Origin of the sequence: Larkinella sp. VNQ87 (genome assembly GCF_049445795.1) — a bacterium.
In the GTDB taxonomy this organism is placed as follows: Bacteria; Bacteroidota; Bacteroidia; order Cytophagales; family Spirosomataceae; genus Larkinella.
The window spans coordinates 371,061-389,021 of the sequence record NZ_JBMSDT010000002.1 but is presented as its reverse complement, the minus strand read 5'-3'; the positions used below and the strand labels follow the sequence as shown (position 1 = coordinate 389,021).

13 protein-coding genes are annotated in these 17,961 nt (G+C 54.0%); 7 read left to right on the top strand and 6 right to left on the bottom strand.

Going from position 1 to position 17,961, the window contains the following annotated elements:
• Positions 1-40: 40 nt before the first annotated feature.
• Positions 41-424 (bottom strand): diacylglycerol kinase family protein, encoded by a 384-nt coding sequence (locus tag ACO2Q8_RS04265; RefSeq protein WP_423343541.1) that lies wholly within the window; start codon positions 422-424, stop codon positions 41-43.
• A complete protein-coding gene (locus tag ACO2Q8_RS04260) occupies positions 408-1,073 on the bottom strand; it encodes a DUF1361 domain-containing protein (RefSeq protein ID WP_423343540.1) in 666 nt (221 codons plus the stop codon). The genes ACO2Q8_RS04265 and ACO2Q8_RS04260 overlap by 17 nt, the downstream gene beginning before the upstream one ends.
• Before the next feature lie 204 nt (positions 1,074-1,277).
• Here ACO2Q8_RS04260 and mazG point away from each other — a divergent pair, with 204 nt between their 5' ends.
• The 5 genes from mazG (at position 1,278) to lptB (ending at position 7,158) form a co-directional block, all read left to right on the top strand.
• Positions 1,278-2,081, top strand: a complete 804-nt coding sequence (gene mazG, locus ACO2Q8_RS04255) for a nucleoside triphosphate pyrophosphohydrolase (RefSeq protein WP_423343705.1) — start codon at positions 1,278-1,280, stop codon at positions 2,079-2,081.
• Positions 2,082-2,212: 131 nt separating this feature from the next.
• Complete coding sequence (locus ACO2Q8_RS04250; RefSeq protein ID WP_423343539.1) at positions 2,213-3,373, top strand: T9SS type A sorting domain-containing protein; 1,161 nt, start codon at positions 2,213-2,215, stop codon at positions 3,371-3,373.
• A gap of 39 nt (positions 3,374-3,412) precedes the next feature.
• Positions 3,413-4,507 (top strand): hypothetical protein, encoded by a 1,095-nt coding sequence (locus ACO2Q8_RS04245; RefSeq protein ID WP_423343538.1) that lies wholly within the window; start codon positions 3,413-3,415, stop codon positions 4,505-4,507.
• Between the two features lie 105 nt (positions 4,508-4,612).
• Positions 4,613-6,346 carry a single-stranded-DNA-specific exonuclease RecJ gene (gene recJ, locus ACO2Q8_RS04240; RefSeq protein WP_423343537.1) on the top strand — a complete coding sequence of 578 codons (1,734 nt, stop codon included), beginning with the start codon at positions 4,613-4,615 and terminating at the stop codon, positions 6,344-6,346.
• 71 nt (positions 6,347-6,417) lie between these two features.
• Positions 6,418-7,158: an LPS export ABC transporter ATP-binding protein gene (gene lptB, locus ACO2Q8_RS04235; protein WP_423343536.1), complete on the top strand. Its 741-nt coding sequence runs from the start codon at positions 6,418-6,420 to the stop codon at positions 7,156-7,158.
• Positions 7,159-7,232: 74 nt separating this feature from the next.
• On the opposite strand, the gene ACO2Q8_RS04230 is transcribed toward lptB, so the two are convergent.
• From ACO2Q8_RS04230 to ACO2Q8_RS04215, 4 genes are all read right to left on the bottom strand, one after another.
• Positions 7,233-8,474: a PepSY-associated TM helix domain-containing protein gene (locus ACO2Q8_RS04230; protein WP_423343535.1), complete on the bottom strand. Its 1,242-nt coding sequence runs from the start codon at positions 8,472-8,474 to the stop codon at positions 7,233-7,235.
• 52 nt (positions 8,475-8,526) lie between these two features.
• Complete coding sequence (locus tag ACO2Q8_RS04225) at positions 8,527-10,809, bottom strand: TonB-dependent siderophore receptor (RefSeq protein WP_423343534.1); 2,283 nt, start codon at positions 10,807-10,809, stop codon at positions 8,527-8,529.
• Positions 10,810-11,190: 381 nt separating this feature from the next.
• A complete protein-coding gene (gene recO / locus ACO2Q8_RS04220; protein WP_423343704.1) occupies positions 11,191-11,883 on the bottom strand; it encodes a DNA repair protein RecO in 693 nt (230 codons plus the stop codon).
• A gap of 225 nt (positions 11,884-12,108) precedes the next feature.
• A complete protein-coding gene (locus tag ACO2Q8_RS04215; RefSeq protein ID WP_423343533.1) occupies positions 12,109-14,976 on the bottom strand; it encodes a PVC-type heme-binding CxxCH protein in 2,868 nt (955 codons plus the stop codon).
• Positions 14,977-15,547: 571 nt separating this feature from the next.
• Here ACO2Q8_RS04215 and ACO2Q8_RS04210 point away from each other — a divergent pair.
• Together ACO2Q8_RS04210 and ACO2Q8_RS04205 are read left to right on the top strand one after the other, a co-directional pair.
• On the top strand, positions 15,548-16,387 hold the full coding sequence (locus ACO2Q8_RS04210; RefSeq protein ID WP_423343532.1) for a fumarylacetoacetate hydrolase family protein: 840 nt from the start codon (positions 15,548-15,550) through the stop codon (positions 16,385-16,387).
• 4 nt (positions 16,388-16,391) lie between these two features.
• Positions 16,392-17,918 carry an aldehyde dehydrogenase (NADP(+)) gene (locus ACO2Q8_RS04205; RefSeq protein WP_423343531.1) on the top strand — a complete coding sequence of 509 codons (1,527 nt, stop codon included), beginning with the start codon at positions 16,392-16,394 and terminating at the stop codon, positions 17,916-17,918.
• The last annotated feature ends 43 nt before the right edge of the window (positions 17,919-17,961 follow it).

The following is a 17,961-nucleotide window of genomic DNA, read 5'->3' as shown; positions in this document are numbered from 1 at the left end:
GATGGTTACACCGTTCCAAAAACCGTTACTTAGTTATCCATCAAGCCATGTCCAGCCATTCAATCAGTTTCGTGCCAAAAATTAAAATCCCGACCACAACCGCCAGGATGACGACCAGCAATACAGCGCCTGCCGATAAATCCTTGACGGCCTTGATCTGCGGATGCCGCTCGGGCGACACCACATCGGCAAGTTTCTCGATCGCCGTGTTGAACGCTTCGGCCGCCAGCACCAGTGCGACCTGCGTCAGCACCAGCGCCCATTCGATCCGGTCGAGTTGCAGCCAAAAACCGGCGGCAACGACGAAAATAGCCGCTAGTAAGTGAATTTTAGCGTTATTTTCAAACCGGAATAGCGCCCAAATTCCCTCCGTGGCAAACCGAAAACTGCGTAAACTCTTCCGAACGTCAATCCAGCGACTCATGCGTACGGCGTTGTACGAACTGGGTGAAACCCGTGTAGAGGGTCACCAGGGCAAAAGTATACGAAAGTGTGAGCTTTAAAGCAAACGGATTCAGCAGGCTCTGACCGATCAGATGGGCTAAATCCAGCGGATTCGTAAATAAATCCCAACTGTTGAGCCGAATGTAACGCCCGAGATAGACCCCGAAACTGGTCAGCAGCAGACAGCCCACCATGACGGCCCAGGTCGGCATCGCGCCCAGGCGCTGGCTGAGCATCCGGTGAACCAGCAACTGCGAATACAGCCCCGCCAGCAGGCCGGTGAGGGCGCACATGAAAATCATCATGGTGTCGAACCAGACGGTTTCTTCGCCCACGTGCCGGACGTGAAACAGGTCGGTGATAATGTACGGCGAATTCGGCAAAAACAGCAGCCAGAAAGCCAGCCCCGGCCAGAGAATCCAGCGGGGCAACTGGCGGTTTTCGAGTCCTTCGCGCAGGAACAGGACGGCCAGGAGCGGAATCCAGGCCAGAAACAGGTTCCAGGTCAGCATCTTAAAAAACCAGGGATTGAAGCGAACCACCACCATCGCAATACTCATGACCGACAGCAGCACCAGCATCCGCAGCCCTTCGCCGGAGCGGTAAACGGCAAGTAATTTGTTCAACATCGGATAAAAGAACTTTGGTTTACAAAGTAGCAGATTGAAATGCTTCGGAGCAAGGAAATGGGCGAAAAAAGTTAGGGATTGTTTCAGGCAGTCAATTTACTTTTCAGGGCTGACTTGATGAATTCGCTTTCCGGGCAGGCTGAAAACCGTAACTTTGTCAAAAACACCCCGATGAATACCGACCTGAAGCAACGACTGGAAACCATGCCCGCCCGGCGGCAGGAGCAACTGCTGGCCTTCGACCGGCTGCTGACCATCATGGACGAACTGCGCGAACAGTGCCCCTGGGACCGCAAGCAGACGATGGACAGCCTGCGCCACCTGACCATCGAGGAAACCTACGAACTGTCGGACGCCATTCTGGAGAAGGATTTGCCCGAAATTCGCAAAGAACTGGGCGATGTGATGCTGCACCTGGTTTTCTACGCCCGCATTGCGTCGGAACCGGCTTCGGGAGCCAACTTCGACATGGCCGATGTGCTGAACGGCGTGTGCGACAAGCTGATTGCCCGCCATCCGCACATTTACGGCGACGTGGTGGCCGACACCGAGGAAAAAGTCAAGCAGAACTGGGAGCAGTTGAAGCTGAAAGAAGGCAACAAATCGGTGCTGGCCGGAGTGCCAGGCTCATTACCGGCACTGGTGAAAGCGATGCGGATTCAGGAGAAAGCGCGGGGAGCCGGTTTCGACTGGGAGGAAAAACAGCAGGTTTGGGAGAAGGTGGAGGAAGAAATGCAGGAGTTCAAAGCCGAATTCAACGCCGAAACCGACGCTGTGATTGATCCGGAACGGGCCGAGAAGGAATTCGGCGATGTGCTGTTTTCGCTCGTCAATTACGCCCGGTTTATCGACATCAACCCCGAAACCGCCCTCGAACGGACCAATAAAAAGTTTATCAAACGTTTTCAATACCTGGAAGAACAGGCCCGTAAACACGGCCAGCAGTTGAAGGATATGACGCTGGACGAGATGGAAGTGTACTGGCAGGAAGCCAAGCAGTTTACGTGAAATCCGTGTAACCGAAACAAATAAATTGAAAATTTATAAAATTTTTCCAAGATAATGTGAGACTTTAATAAGGATTGCTCCGTCTAAGTAGAGAATATTGTATTGGTGTTCACCGCTAAACTTTCTGCTTGATGAAGTATCTTTATTTACTCTCTGCGGCACTAGTAGCATTAATCTGTCCGGAACCCGGTTTTGCGCAGGATCTGGATTTCAACACCACCGCTCCGCTGTATCCGGATGGTGCCCGTTCCCACTCCTACACCAGCATCGGAACCCCGGCGGTCAACGTCGATATTAGCGTCGACGGTCCCGGGCAGTTTTCAAATTTATCCCCAGGGCCAGCCAGTACCGGGCTTTACACACCCAGTGTAGATTTCAATACGTCGGGCGAAACGCAAAATTACAGTTTCACTTTTGGCGATCCTGTAACGGGCTTAGAATTTTCAATCATTGCGCTTCAGTACAAAACTGATTTCACCAATCCACAAAGTTATTATCAGGATAAGGTAATCATTGTGGCTACGGACGAATTCGGCAACGCCGTAATGCCTGTGATTCCGGCCGGAGCCGGATATACTGTCAATGGCAATGAAATTCTGGCAACTGATACTATTCGGACGACGGTCGACAAGGTTCGTTTCCTAACGAAAGTTAAAAACGTGACTATTCTTTTCGGAAATGGCCCTCTCGCGGGTTCAAACCCCAGACCGCAGGGCTTTACCATCGGCGACATGGACTGGTCGGGTGTGGTGCTGCCGGTCGAACTAGCTTTTTTCCGGGGAAAAGCCATCGGCAGTATCGTGCAGTTAACCTGGGAAACCGTTTCGGAGCAAAATGCCGACTATTTTGTGGTTGAACACGGGCTTGATCTCAGCCATTTTCGACCGATTGGCCGGGTGAAAGCCGCCGGGGAATCGACGCGCCGACAGTCCTATGCGTTTGCCGACGAACAGGCGCACCGGATCACCAATTATTACCGCCTGGTGCAGGTAGACAGAGACGGAACGAAGCGACATTCCAAAATTATCGGGGTTCGGCACGATCGGTTTTTGCGGGCCCTGACGGTCTACCCCAATCCGTCCGACGGACGAAGCATCCACCTGCAAGCCAACGACATTGAGTCTGCCTCGCTCCGGCTCTCGGACCTAAGCGGCCGAACCCTTCCCGCCCGGTTGAGTACGATAGCGTCGGGGCAAACCGTACTGGAACCGGAAACACCTTTACCCGCCGGGATTTACCTGCTGCGGGCGGATGGGATCGACGCCGTTCGGGTGCTGGTTCAGCCCAATTAATATCCCCAACACTTTCTTTTTCACTAAAAAACCGTATCCATGCACCATTTTCTACGATTCCTCAGCAGCGCGCTGTTGCTTATTTTGCTCAACCACGCGGCTGTGGCCCAAATCATTTATTCCGAAAACTTCTCGTCCGGGCTCAACGGCTGGACCGTCAGTAGCACGACGGCAATCGTGTCCAGTACGGTTTCGCCAAGTTCCGGTTACACGACACCCGTCGCGGCTTCGGGCGGAAATAATATGTCATTCGGAGAATGTGCTGGCCCAGCGGAGCAAACCGCCACCTCACCCGTCATCAATACCGTCGGGCAGACGAATGTTGCCATCAGTTTTGGCATCCGAAAAACGGCCGCGTTTGGCCCTCAAGTTGTTTTGCTGGAGTTTAGTACGGACGGAGGGAGTAGTTGGACGACAATCTCGGCGGATGTATCCAGTTCTGGTACGACTACCTGGGCTGTCTCGATGTTTACTCTACCGGGTTCCGCCGAAAACCAGGCCAGCCTCACATTTCGATTCCGTTATACCCCACCGAGTGGCTCGGGCTGTGCAACGTCCTTCCGGGTCGACGATTTTGTGGTGAGCGCCACCAACGCTTTGCCGGTCGAATTAGCTACCTTTCGGGCCACCGCCGAGCGGGACAGAAACCAACTCGTTTGGGAAACCGCCTGGGAGCGGAAAGCCAGCCATTTCGTTATCGAACGCAGCACCGACGCCGTTGCTTTTACCTCTATCGGGCAGGTGGAGGCCGTGGGAGAAACCGCCAACCGCCAACGCTACACGTTTACCGATGGCGAACCATTGCCCGGCATCAGTTATTACCGTCTTCGTCAGGTCGATCGGGATGGGGCCATGCAGGTCTCCAAATGGGTTTCAGTTAGTCGCGGGGAGGAGCCCGTGGTGCTGGTTGAAAACCCGGTTTTGGGGGGCGACATCCGTCTCCGGGCGCGTGAACTGGCTCCCAACCGTGTGCAGTTGCTCACAATGACCGGACAAATACTATTGTTCGGCCTGAGGCAGAAAACGGAAACCGAGTGGCTCCTTCAACCCTTATATCCTTTAAAACCGGGTTTGTATCTGATTCGAGTTGGGCTGTTCAACCAGTGGTATGTTCTGCGATTGTTGGTCCGGTAGCGAGTGGCTTGGCCCGAGCGGTAAATACAGACAGGATAGCGGAAGAAGGGCATTGGTCAGGCCGGTTTTTGTTTTTCATACTCGCTTTTCTTGTTACTTTGCAGTATGAGTGAAAAACGCTGGATATACCGGCCGATTCCGGAGTCACCCGGGGAGCTACTGGCGGTTGAACAGTTGACCCGAGATCTGAAAGTAAATCCGTTCATGGCTATGCTGCTCGTGCAACGGGGGGTGTACAACTTTGACCAGGCCCGAACCTATTTCCGCCCCGAACTCACTCATCTTCACGACCCTTATCTTATGAAAGACATGGATAAGGCCGTGTTGCGGCTGCAAATGGCGATGCTGCGGGGCGAAAAAGTCCTGGTTTACGGTGATTATGATGTAGACGGAACCACCTCGGTGGCGCTGTTCTACGGGTTTATGAAAACCCTCTACGACAACCTGGATTATTACATACCCGATCGGTATAAGGAAGGCTATGGCGTTTCCGCTCAGGGAATCGAATGGGCCGCCGAAAACGGCTTTACGCTGATCGTCAGTCTCGACTGTGGGATCAAATCCATCGACCGCGTGGCCGAAGCCTGGGAAAAAGGGATTGATTTTATCATTTGCGATCACCACCGCCCCGGCTCCGAACTCCCCAGGGCTGCGGCTGTGCTGGACCCCAAACGTTCGGACTGCGATTATCCCTGCAAGGATCTGACGGGCTGTGGGGTCGGTTTTAAGCTGTTGCACGCCCTTTGCCTCCTGCGCGACATTCCCCTTGAACAGTTATTTGAGTTTCTGGATTTACTGGCCATCAGCATTGCGTCGGACATTGTGCCTATTACGGGCGAAAACCGGGTCCTGGCGTATTACGGACTGAAAAAATTAAACTCCTCGCCCGGCTTTGGCGTACAGGCCCTGATCAAGGTGGCCGGTTTTAGTTCGGCGCTGGACATTACGAATGTTGTTTTCGGCCTGGGTCCCCGGATCAATGCCGCCGGGCGGATCAAGCACGCCAAAGCCGCTGTGCAATTGCTGCTGGCCCAAACCGAAGAAGAAGCGACTGAATTTGCCTTCGAGATCAATGAACACAACAACAGCCGCCGGCAATACGACACGAGCATTACCGAACAGGCCCTGGCCATGATTCAGGGTGATGAATGGCTGCTGAAGGCCAAAAGCACCGTGCTGTTCAATAATACCTGGCACAAAGGCGTGATTGGGATTGTGGCCTCTCGCTGCATCGAGAAATTTCACCGACCGACCATTATCCTGACCGAGTCGCACAACCGGGCGGCTGGCTCGGCGCGGTCGGTGCCGGGTTTCGATGTGTACGAAGCGATTGAAGAATGCGCCGATCTGCTCGAGCAATTTGGCGGGCACACCTTTGCGGCCGGGCTGACGCTTAAGCTGGAAAACATCAAGGCGTTTCAGCAGAAATTCGAAGAGGTCGTCACCCGGCGGATTCAGGAAGAGCAATTGATTCCGATGATCGAAATCGATCTGCCGCTCGATTTGGATGCGATCGACCAGAAATTCTACAACGTGCTGAAACAGATGGCCCCGTTCGGTCCGCACAACATGGCACCGGTTTTTTCAACGCACGAGGTCTACTTGGTCGGCGAACCGTACATCATGAAGGAAAAGCACCTGAAAATGACGGTTCAGCAGGCCGGATCATACCAGCGGTTTACGGCAATAGGGTTTAACATGGCGCATCATGCGTTGTTCCTCCGGCGCGACCAGCCATTTGCCATTTGTTACCAGATCGAAGAGAATAATTATAACGGGAATAGATCGTTGCAGTTATATTTGAAAGACATCAAAGTCGCTGCGGGCACTGAACAGTAACACGGCCGGTTGCCAGCGGCTCACGTACCATCCGAACCGGTTTAGCAACAACCGCCGGAGTGACCAACACCATGATTCTTCGAACCGAAAATTTAGTTAAGAAATACGGCTCCCGGCTGGTCAACGACAATGTGTCGTACCAGGTCGAACAGGGCGAAATTGTCGGTTTGCTCGGACCGAATGGCGCGGGTAAAACCACGTCCTTTTACATGGCGGTCGGGCTGATTAAACCCAATAGCGGCAAGGTTTACATTGATAACCAGGATATTACTGCTTTGCCGATGTATAAACGAGCCAGGTTGGGTGTCGGTTATCTGGCCCAGGAAGCCTCGGTTTTTCGGGATCTGACGGTCGAGGAAAACGTGCTGGCTGTGCTCGAACTGACCAGCCTGTCGCGGCAGGAGCAGAAGGCCAAAGTGGAGCAGTTGCTGGAGGAGTTCAGCCTGACGCACGTTCGGAAAAACAAAGGCAAGGTGTTGTCGGGTGGCGAGCGCCGTCGGACCGAAATAGCCCGTTGTCTGGCGGTCGACCCGAAATTCATCCTGCTGGACGAGCCGTTTGCCGGTGTCGATCCAATCGCCGTTGAGGATATTCAGAGCATTGTGGCTCAGCTCAAATTCCGGAACATCGGTATTCTGATCACCGACCACAATGTCAACGAAACGCTTTCCATCACCGACCGGGCGTACCTGCTGTTCGAAGGGAAAATTCTGAAACAGGGAACTGCCGAAGACCTGGCCAACGACGAACAGGTTCGTCGTGTGTACCTGGGGCAAAATTTCGAGCTGAAACGGAAAAAATTTGAACGCTGAAAACGGAAGGAATTGCGAATAAGCTCCCAAGCCAGACTAGGTTAGCTAATCTGGCTTTTGGGATCATTTATTCCTCAGTTAGCGGTTCTGGAGGTAAAGGCAATGGCTTGTCGGCGGGGTGTTTGGCTGCTCGTTATGCTTTTTCGGCCGCGAAACCACCAGATCAGAAAGCCGGTCACGGGCAAACTGGCTCCGATCAGACTGACAAAAAAAGCCAAAATTCGGGTCGGTAAGCCTAGAATCTGGCCGACATGAATATCGAAATTCATGCGATACAGTTTCTCACCCGCCGATAGCTCTTCATACCGACGCGATTCTTCGGACGGCAGTTCCTTTAGCGTGTACTGGTCAAAAAAGCGTTCATAGGTCTTGTAAATGGTTCCTTCTTCCGGATTGATGGCTACTTCGTACGGGTCTTTGGCTGCTTTGGGAAACGAAATACTTAGCCGCCCCGGCGCTCCCGGATGTTCCCGGCGAATGCGGTGCCAGAGCTGATCTTCCGGTTTATCATACAGTCGGGCCGTACGGGTCGTGTCGGAGAAGGGATGGTCGTCGTGATGACCGTTTGGGTGGGTCTGCGGTCTACCCGTCAGAAGCCAGTGGTAGGCACTATCGAACCACCGGAAACTGTATACGATGCCGGAAATCGTCAGGGCCAGCACGACCAGGAACGCGTAAAAACCCAGGACGTTGTGCAGGTCCAGGTTGACCCGCTTCCAGTTGGCCCGCCATTTGAGGGTAAAACTTTTGGCCCGGGTCGTTTTGGTCCATTTTTTCGGATACCACCAGATCAACCCGGTAATCAGGGTGATGACAAAAATCAGACAGCCTGTTCCCACGATAGGACTGCCAATTTTGGGCGGTAGCCAGAAAAACCGATGCCCGGCCCGGACGAATATAAAAAAAGATTCGGCGGTCGAAGGGCCTTTTTTGTGATGAATGATTGCGCCGGTGTAGGGATTGAGAAACACCTGATGGATCTTTTCTTTCGACGGTTTGTAGAGAACAAAGGCCGATTTGTGCGGACTCCCGTACGTAATACCCGTGAAGGTGACGGTTTTCCCCTCCGTTTGCCGAACGAATGCTCCGGCTTTTTGGAGCAAAACCGATGGGGCCAGAAAAGGGCGGTTTTGGGCCGGAACCCGTTGATAGGATTCGGTGAAATACCAGACTTCGTACCGAAATACCCAGAAACAGGCGGTCAGGCAGACCACAAAGACGACGATCCCCGAAAAAAGCCCCAGCCACAAGTGAAGCCATTCGTTGATTCGCCGGAAAAGAGAACGTTTGGAGGAATAGATCGGTTGCCGGGCCATTGTTTAAAAAAGAGGAAAGATTCCCGGGCATTGTTCAGTGCCCGGGAACCGGTTAAAATTTGAACGTTAGGGAGCCTGATAGCTGGCGGAGCGGTTGCGGCAGGCCCCAGTTGGAGTAATAGGTTTCGTTGGTCAGGTTGTTGCCTTTGAGCGTAACCCGCCACTTCGGCTGATCGAAGAAAACCGACGCATTGAGCAGCGTGTACTCCGGAATGGTAATCCGGTTGGCCGCATCGAAGTAACAATCCGACACATAGTTGCCACCAAAACCCAGCCCGAGGTTATGCAGGGCTTTTCCGGAGAATTTGTACGTCACCCAGAAATTGGCAAAATCCGTCGGGGTCTGGGCCACAAAATTGCCGACATAGTCGGCCGCTTTCACCACTTTATTCTCATTTTTGGCGTAACCCGCAACGATATTCAGCCCCGTGACCGGGTTGGCAATCAGTTCAACTTCGTAGCCCTTGCTTTTTTGGGAGCCGTCCTGAAGCGTAAAGTTATTCTCGACGCGGGTCGCATTCCGGATGGCAATGTCGTAGTAACTGAGGCTGCCACTCAGTTTCCGGTTGAAGGCGTCGGCTTTGACCCCCACTTCCCACTGGTTGGCATTCAGCGGTTTGAAAACCGAGGTGGTTCCGTCGGGCTGCACCACCGGAGCCACGTTCTGGAAGCCATTCATGTAATTACCGAAAACGGATACCTGATCCGGCAGAAGCTGATACACAAAGCCGAGTTTGGGCGAAACCGCCGTTTGCCGGTAATCGTTTTTCCCGGCAACGCCGTTGGTAACGGTCGGATTATTGACAAAGCGATCGATTCGCAAGCTCAGCATGACGATCAGTCGCGAACCGAGATTCAATACATCAGAAGCATAGGCGCTGTAGGTGCTTAGTTTTGTCTGGTTATTCGAGTTGGTTTTGGTCGCAATGATTGCATTTACTTTTTCCAGGTTAATCCCGGGAATAGGCCGCTTCGTGTTGACGACATCGTACGTGCCGACGTCGGTAAACCGGAGCTGACTCGTATAGGTATATAGGTCGATACCCACCAGCAGACGGTTTCGAAGGCGGCCGAACTGAAAATCACCCACGAAGTTTTGTTGGGCATTGATGGAATTGAAAATGCGGGGACCGTAGTTGGAAATGTTGCGGTTAAAGGTGGTATCGCTGGTCCAGTTGGGGTAAATCTGGTTGCTGTGTTCAATCCGGTTATTGCCAAAGGCGACGTTGGTTTGCGAGGTCCACTGCGGACTGAGCACGTAGCGCGCTCCGGCCGAATAATTCAGGGCGGTCAGATCGGCGTCGATATTTTCCCCGCCCAGCGAAGTCCGGATGTCGATAGGAATGTCCCGGAAACTGCGGAACGTGGTTCGGTTCAGGTTCTGGTGGTAGGCGACTGTCGAGCGGTTGGTCCTGTTCAGCTCGGCGTCGAACAGGAACGACAGCCGGTCGTCGACCTTGTAAGACAGGCTGGGCGTGACGGTATAGCGCCGGTTGTGACCGAAATTCTGAAATGACCCTTCCGAGTGGGCGGCCGCATTGACCCGCAGCAAAACCGTTTTGTCGGCCGTCACGGGGGTATTTACATCCACCGTAAACCGACTCAGTTCGTAGCTGCCCGCCGTGTAGGAAACCTCGCCTTTGAACGTTTCAAACGGTTTTTTAGTCACCTGGTTGATCAAACCGCCAAAACTGATCAGGCTGGAGCCGAACAGGGTACCCGAAGGGCCTTTGATCACCTCCACCCGCTCGAGATTGATTACGTCGGACTGGTAAATCTGGACGGCCATTCCGTTCCGGATGGTGGTGTTGGACGTAAAACCGCGCATGGTTGCACCGGTTCCGCCCGCCGGATTGTTCAGCGGAGCTACACCCGGCACATTTCGCAGGGCATCCTTGAAATCGGTAACGACCTGATCGCTGATGAGATCTTTTGTAACGGCGGAGTACACCTGCGGATTCTCCAGATTTTTGAGCGGCAGACGGGCTACAAAATCGGATTCTTTATTGGCAAATTTGTTCACATTGCCCCGCACCCAGACCTCCTGCAAAACCGTTGAACTCTCGTTGAGGTGGACGAGGGGAACCGTACTGGTTTCGTTCGCGGCAATCACGACGTTCAGTTCCACCGGAGCATACCCGATGAGCTGGATAACCACCGTCTGCGGTCCTTCCGGAATGTTTCGGATCTGGTACTCACCCCGTTCGTTCGTCAATGTTCCCTTGGCCAGACCTTTCAGGGCTACGTTTACAAATCCGGCGGGTTTGCCGTCGGCCGTTTGAACCAACCCTTTCAGGTTCCCTTTGCCTGCGGATCGGCTCTGTTGCTGAGCCAATAAGCTTGGTGAGAGCTGTGTAAGGAGTAAAAAAACACCCATCAAGAGAGTTCTGACCGGGTATCTAAAATGTTTCATACTTTTGCTCACTCTGTTAATTGTTCTGGTGAATGAATTGACGGAGGCCCGGTGTAACGTTTGGCGACAGCGCACCGGGTTTATTTATTTAGACTTAATAAAAATAATGAAACAAACATACAATGGAATAGAAGGGAACGCAACAGAAACGAGCAAATAGTTTACGGCCAATGCCCTAAAATAGCTTTCAGACAATATAATCCGGCCGAAATCCTGTAAACCAAAGGCTGGCTAATTGGACCTGAATTCCTCAAACGAAGCCTGACGGAAGCCCAATGCTGGAACTAACAGGGATTGAAAAGATCAACTGAGCACTTCCCGCAAAACCGCCAGCGATTTGATCTCGCCCAGGCTATCGATGTGAATCCGGTAGAAAGCGACCACGGCATCGAGTAGTTCGGCGCGGGTCTGGCGGGAAATTTTGACGGGGGTTCCCAGCCGTTGGCGAAGGAAGCTGTTGAGGGCTTTTTCAGCCGTTTCGTCGGGTAGGAACGGGTACTTTTGCTCCTGCAACTGGCTTTCAAATTCACGCGCATTGCTCGGGCCGAAGCCCAGAAAAAAGGCGAGTTTGAGTAAAAACGTAATGTGAAAGTTCTCGTAATCAGCTTCCGATTCTTCCAGAAACTGCACGCTTTCTTCCAAAAAGTGATACAACGATGGGTTGCTAGCTTCCTCTTTCAGGGTTTTCGTGAGCATTTCACTCACAAACAACGCCATGCTTGACTTGGCAATATCGAACGGAAGGTGTTGAAACGGGTAATTGATCTTGACTTCCGAAAGCCGGTGCAGGTCTTTGTCGGGCTTATAATACACCACCATGTCGAGCAGCGTCAGCGGTTGAAAAAAGGCAATCCGGTTGGTTTTGCTTTTGGCCGACCGCACGCCGTTGACGAGGTAACTCTGGAGGCCAAACTCCTCGGTGTAAACACGGACGATGATAGAAGTTTCGCGATACCGAAAATAACTTAAGACGATTCCCCGGGTTTTATGAAGCATTTTATCAAGTAACAAACTCCGGTTGGCGCAAACCGCCCGGAGAGAAAGAAGCACAGGTGGCCCGCGTTAGAAGCGGTTACGAGCCGTTCACGAATTTACCAATTTTGGCGCGGTTTTCCGATCAGAAGTGCGGTAAAGTTATCGTCGTCCGAGCTTCTGTATAGCCTGGCTACCCGGTGACTCGGCTCTGTGCGCCCTGTCTGTGGCCCCGGCCCGGGCGTTTGCTTACTCCTCCAACACCTTGGCAATGAGCGCCTGCAACGCGTGGTTTTCGTGCGAGTGTTCCAGCTTGCCCAGCCGGTTGTTGAAGTCTTTCAGCAGTTTTTTTGAGTCATCACTCCCAATTGCCGCAATTCGCTGCACGGTGTAGGGCAGATGCTTCGGCATTTTCGATTTCTGGGCCATTTCCAGCGCCCGCTTCATGTCGAGAGCGGCCAGCGGTTCGGAAGCGTACCACAACATGAGTGGCAGGTTATGGTCGTCTTTGTCTTCGGCTTTCTGCGTCAGAGCTTCCAGCACATCCCAGCGCTGGCCGGGTTCCAGTCGGGTCATGGCCGAGGCCAGGTACAGCCGGACCAGCGCCGAGTTGTCGGTTTGGGCCAGGGCCACCAGCCGCTTCAGCGTTTCCGGCTCCACGGTTTTATCCTCGGCCAGCAGTTGGATCGCCCAACTCCGGACGTATTCGCTTTCATTGGATAACAAATCGGCCAGTTCCTTTTCCGTGAGTCCTTTCGTCACGTGTAAGGCCCAGAGTGCCCGAAGTTTGCGCGTCGCGTCGGGGTTGGTCGCCAGCATTTCTTTCAATGCTTTATGAACCTTCTTGTTCGGCCCCCGCTCCTGAAGCAGCAACCGGGCCTGCCGGACGTACCAGTCGTTGGCATGAAGCTGGTAATTGACCAGTTCCTTGTCCGTCGCCTTCGACAGATCGACCTGCACCCACTTGTCGTTTTCGTGCGAAATCTTGAAAATCCGGCCCATCGTTTTGTCGTGTACGTCCGGATTCGAGCTGTGGCACTGGTTTTTGTCGTACCAGTCGATGGCCCAAACCGAGCCGCTGGCGTCGTACTTCATATTCAGCCACTGCGACCACGAATCGTTCATCGGCATGAAATCGGGGCGGTGCGCGACGTTGTACCCCGATCCGGCCCGCACCGGGTGATCGCGGTTTAGCCGTGCGCCGTTGATGTTGTTCATGAAAATATCGTTGCGGTAGTCCTGCGGCCAGGTATTGCCGAGGTAAATCATGGCTCCGGCGTGGGCGTGACCACCCCCGGCTGAGGCCGACCGGAAATTCCCGGCATGGGGGCCGCGCTCGCCCACCCAGTGGACGTGATCGGCGTGGGTTTTGATGTCATCGTACGTATACGGATTGAAGTGCTTTCCGGCCTGCCGCTGGTAGCGCCCGCCCTGAATCATGTGGTACATGTGCGGAATCACGCAGGCCGTGATGAAAGCATGGCCGTAGTCGTTAAAATCCAGGCCCCAGGGATTGCTGGTGCCTTCAGCAAACACCTCAAACTGCTGAGTGGTCGGGTGATAGCGCCAGACGCCCGCATTGATTTTCGTCCGCTCAGAATCCGGGGCACCCGGTTTTCCGACGTTCGAGTGCGTAAACACACCGTGCGTGCCATACAGCCAGCCGTCAGGGCCGAAGCGCAGGCTGTTCAGGGTTTCGTGTGTATCGTGCGTACCCCAGCCGTCGAGGAGTTTCTGAACCGGACCCGCCGGTTTGTCATTCTTGAAATCCGCCGGAATGAACAACAAATAAGGCGCAGCACCGAGCCAGACGCCCCCCATGCCAACCTCAATCCCGCTGACCAGATTTAGCCCTTCAGCAAAGACTTTTTTCTTGTCCAGGGTGCCGTCGCCGTTGGTATCTTCAAAGATGAAGATGCGGTCGCGCCCTTGCCCTTCTGGCGCCGGAACGGGATAGGTGTGTGATTCGACGACCCAAAGTCGGCCGCGCCAGTCGATGGTAAAGCAAATCGGTTTGACGATCTCCGGTTCGGAAGCGGCCAGCGTAATCTTAAAGCCTTTGGGCGGGGTCATGGCTTTGGCGGCTTCGATCCCGGAAAGCCCCGCGTTCAGGACAGGGTCGAGGGGCGGCAGAATAATGATGTCGCTCTGTTTCAGTTCGTTCGGGAACACCGGACGGGTCGGGTAGAACAGAAATTCATCGAAATTGATGTGCGCCCACTTGTCGTGCGGAATATAGGGAATCTGCGAAATCCCGGTTTCGTTGTCGATGATTCGAACGAAAATGTCTTGATTCAGATACGGTTGCAGGTCGACCACCACCGGCTGAAGCGTCGCGCGACCCTGTCCGGTGCTGTGAAAAATGACCTTGTTGGTGCTGGCCTGCACAAGTTCGACGCGGGTGTCCTGCAATGCCCCGCCCGAAATCCGGAAAGCTGCAAAAGGATGCGTGACCGGAAAGGGAACGGAGGTTAGCGTTCCGGTCAGTTTGGCGTTCACCGTGCCGCCACTGCTCAGAAAGTGCTTCCCGGCAAACCCGATGGTCATGTCTTTTTCGTGCAGGGGCGACGGCTCCTGGCCAACGAGCGGATTGGCGAAGGCTTCGCCGGTGGCTGTCCAGTCTTTCAAGGTGCCGGTTTCAAAGTTCAGGTTGAGCGGCTGCCCGTTTTTCATCGGGAGTTGCCCGGCCACGGTGGCGTTGGTGATCGTTCCTTCAACCACTTCAAAACTTCCCACCATGCCGGCATTGCGGTGTCCCGGAACGGTACAGTAATACGTATCACTTTTGTCGGCCCGGAACGTGATACTGGCCTTCGCTCCCTTGTCCTGGATGGTTTTGCTTTTAATTCCGAGCTTTTCCAGCGCAATGTCGTGCGTCATGACCTCGCCGTTCGTGATCGTAATCCGAACGCGGTCGCCTTTGTTGGCTTTCAGAATTGGGTTACGGGCGCCATCTTTGGCAAAAAAACCGAGCATGGTGGCTTCCAACGCATATTCCCGATCTACTTTGCTGGTATCGGAAGTGACTTTTGCTTTGGACGGCTGTGCCTGACCGAACGGTTGAACAAGGCTGGTAAGGGCAACTGTTAGCAGGGCAAGCCAACGGAATCGAGACATACGAAAAAGACGTTAAATGACTTGAGGATATTCACGAATTGATCCTAGTAATAACGAACGGTTGACAGATCAGCGAGGGCCAGGTCTCCGTCTTGCCCTATACGGTCCGGTAAAACCGTTGACCCGGTTTTGCGACGGATCCGCCGAAAAAAGGCAACTAATGAATCTGGACATCTAGTTTCATTTCCACCGTTAAGTCCGGGTAATTTCTGTTTAATCTTACTTTAGTACTACAAATGTACGCAGAAATTTGGCAATAGACGTGGCTTTATTTGCCTTATTCTGACTGTATATTAATTGAGAACGAAATGGATAGTTATTATAATAAGTTTACAGGAACAACCGGTAATCTTGTGTTCCGCAATTCGTCCGCGAGCGGTTTAAACGATCTGGATGGGGTAGTAATTTGGCCGTCTGCCAAAGTTCGCTACCCGGACTGTTGGACGCAGCCCCGGATCGTGTGCTTTTTTGATAAGAAGGTTGTAGTATTTGTTAAAAAACGGGCTGAAATCCTGCCCAAAATTCCCCAAATTTGTCGGTCTATAGTCAACCCTCAATTCCTCGATCTTTCATGAAACTATACCGCACCCGTCAGGGTATCGTTGTCGAGCACCAAAACCAGTTTCACCGGGCACCCAGCGACGACTGGGATTACCTCGTCAACCAGGACGACCTCTACCAGTTTCTTTTGCAGGAAGTTCCGTCGACGGCAGCTTCCGATGAGTTCCGGGCCTGGACCGAAACCGACTTGTTGCCGCCCATCAGCCAGCAGGAAATCTGGGCGTCGGGGGTAACCTATCTCAAAAGCCGCAACGCCCGGATGGAAGAGTCGAAAGATGCCGGGGGCGGGGATTTCTACGAAAGGGTCTATGATGCCGAGCGGCCCGAATTGTTCTTCAAGTCGACAGCGGCCCGCGCGGTCGGTTCTGGTGATGCCGTGCGGATTCGGAAAGATTCGACCTGGAACGTGCCGGAGCCGGAACTGACGCTGTTCATCACTTCCAACGGAAAAATTGTCGGCTACACCGTCGGCAACGACATGAGTTCGCGGAGCATCGAGGGCGAAAACCCGCTGTATCTGCCGCAGGCCAAAACCTACGACGGAGCCGCTGCGGTGGGGCCGTGTCTGTATATTCCGGGAACGCCCATCTCGTCCGACACCCAAATACGGCTCGAAATACGGCGCGACGACGCGACGGTTTTTGACGAAAGCATTGCCATCAACCGCATGAAACGGCGGCACGACGAACTGGTTTCGTTTTTGTTCCGGGAAACTAGTTTTCCCCACGGTTGTTATTTGATGACCGGCACCGGCATCGTGCCGCCCGACGGTTTTACGCTGGCCGGGGGCGATGAGGTGCGCATTACCATCGACGGAATCGGTACGTTAGTCAATTCTGTACAACACTAAACGAATGAGTTTTCAAGCCATTAACCCCGCCACCGGCGAAGTCCTGGACGGTATTTTCAACGAATCGACCCGCGAAGAAGTCGATCAGGCCTGCCAGCGGGCGGCCGCTGCTTTTCCCGTTTACCGCAAATTATCCGGCGAAGCGAAAGCGCAGTTCTTGGAACGCATTGCCGACGAAATCATGGCGCTCGGCCCCGAACTGCTTGAACGGGCCAACCTCGAAACCGCTCTCCCGCTGCCCCGGCTCACCGGTGAACGCGGCCGGACGACGGGCCAGTTGCGGCTTTTTGCCCAATACCTGCGCGAAGGCTCCTGGGTGGATGCCCGCATCGACACGGCTCTGCCCGACCGACAACCGCTACCCCGCCCGGATTTACGGCAAATGTTGATTCCGCTCGGCCCGGTCGGGATTTTCGGCGCGAGTAACTTCCCGCTCGCGTTTTCGGTGGCCGGGGGCGATACCGCTTCGGCCCTGGCGGCTGGCTGTCCGGTGGTCGTCAAAGCGCATCCGGCTCATCCTGGTACCTCTGAGTTGGTTGGTCAGGCGATTCGTAAAGCCGTTGAAGCAAGTGGGTTGCCCGAAGGTGTTTTCCAGATGGTGCAGGGAACGGGGGTAGCCGTTGGGATGGCGATTGTGGAACATCCGGCCATCAAAGCTATCGGTTTTACCGGCTCGTTCCGGGGCGGAAAAGCCATTTACGATGCAGCCGTTCGTCGACCGGAGCCGATTCCGGTGTATTCCGAAATGGGCAGCACAAACCCGGTTTTCTTCCTGCCCGCCATTCTGAAACAGAAAGGGTTGGATTTGGCGAAAGCCTACGTCGATTCCGTGACGCTGGGCGTGGGACAGTTCTGCACCAATCCGGGTCTGGCGATTGTCAAACAGTCGGACGGGGGCGATGCTTTTATCAGTCAAGCCCGGTTAGCGATGACGCAGACGCAGCCGACGCCGATGCTCACGAAGGGCATTTACCAGGCATACACCAGTGGCATTGAAAAATTGAACGAAAATTCGCAGGTGCTGGTCGCCAGCAAATCGGATTCTGCCGCCGACGGTTTTGCCACGGCCCAACCAACGCTGCTGTCCACCACGGCCGATGTCCTGCTCGAACACCCGGAGCTGACCGAAGAAGTCTTCGGCCCGAGCAGTCTGCTGGTGACTGCCGATACCAAAGAAGAGATGATGGCTGTCGCCAACGGACTGGAAGGTCACCTGACGGCCACCGTGTACGGGACACCTGAGGAGTTGGCGGACTACGCGGATTTGCTCGAAATTCTCGAACAGAAAGTTGGGCGGCTACTCATCAACGGTTTTCCGACGGGCGTTGAAGTAAGCCACGCCATGAACCACGGCGGACCGTATCCGGCCACCACCGATGTGCGGTCGACCTCGGTAGGAACCAACGCCATTCGGCGGTTTGCGCGGCCCATCTGCTACCAGAACTTCCCGGATGCGCTGCTGCCCGATGCCCTGAAAGCCGCCAACCCGCTGGGAATCTTCCGGTTGGTGGATGGCGAGTGGAAAAAATAGGGTTATTACACAGGGTTAATCAGGGAACATCAGAGGGAATCAG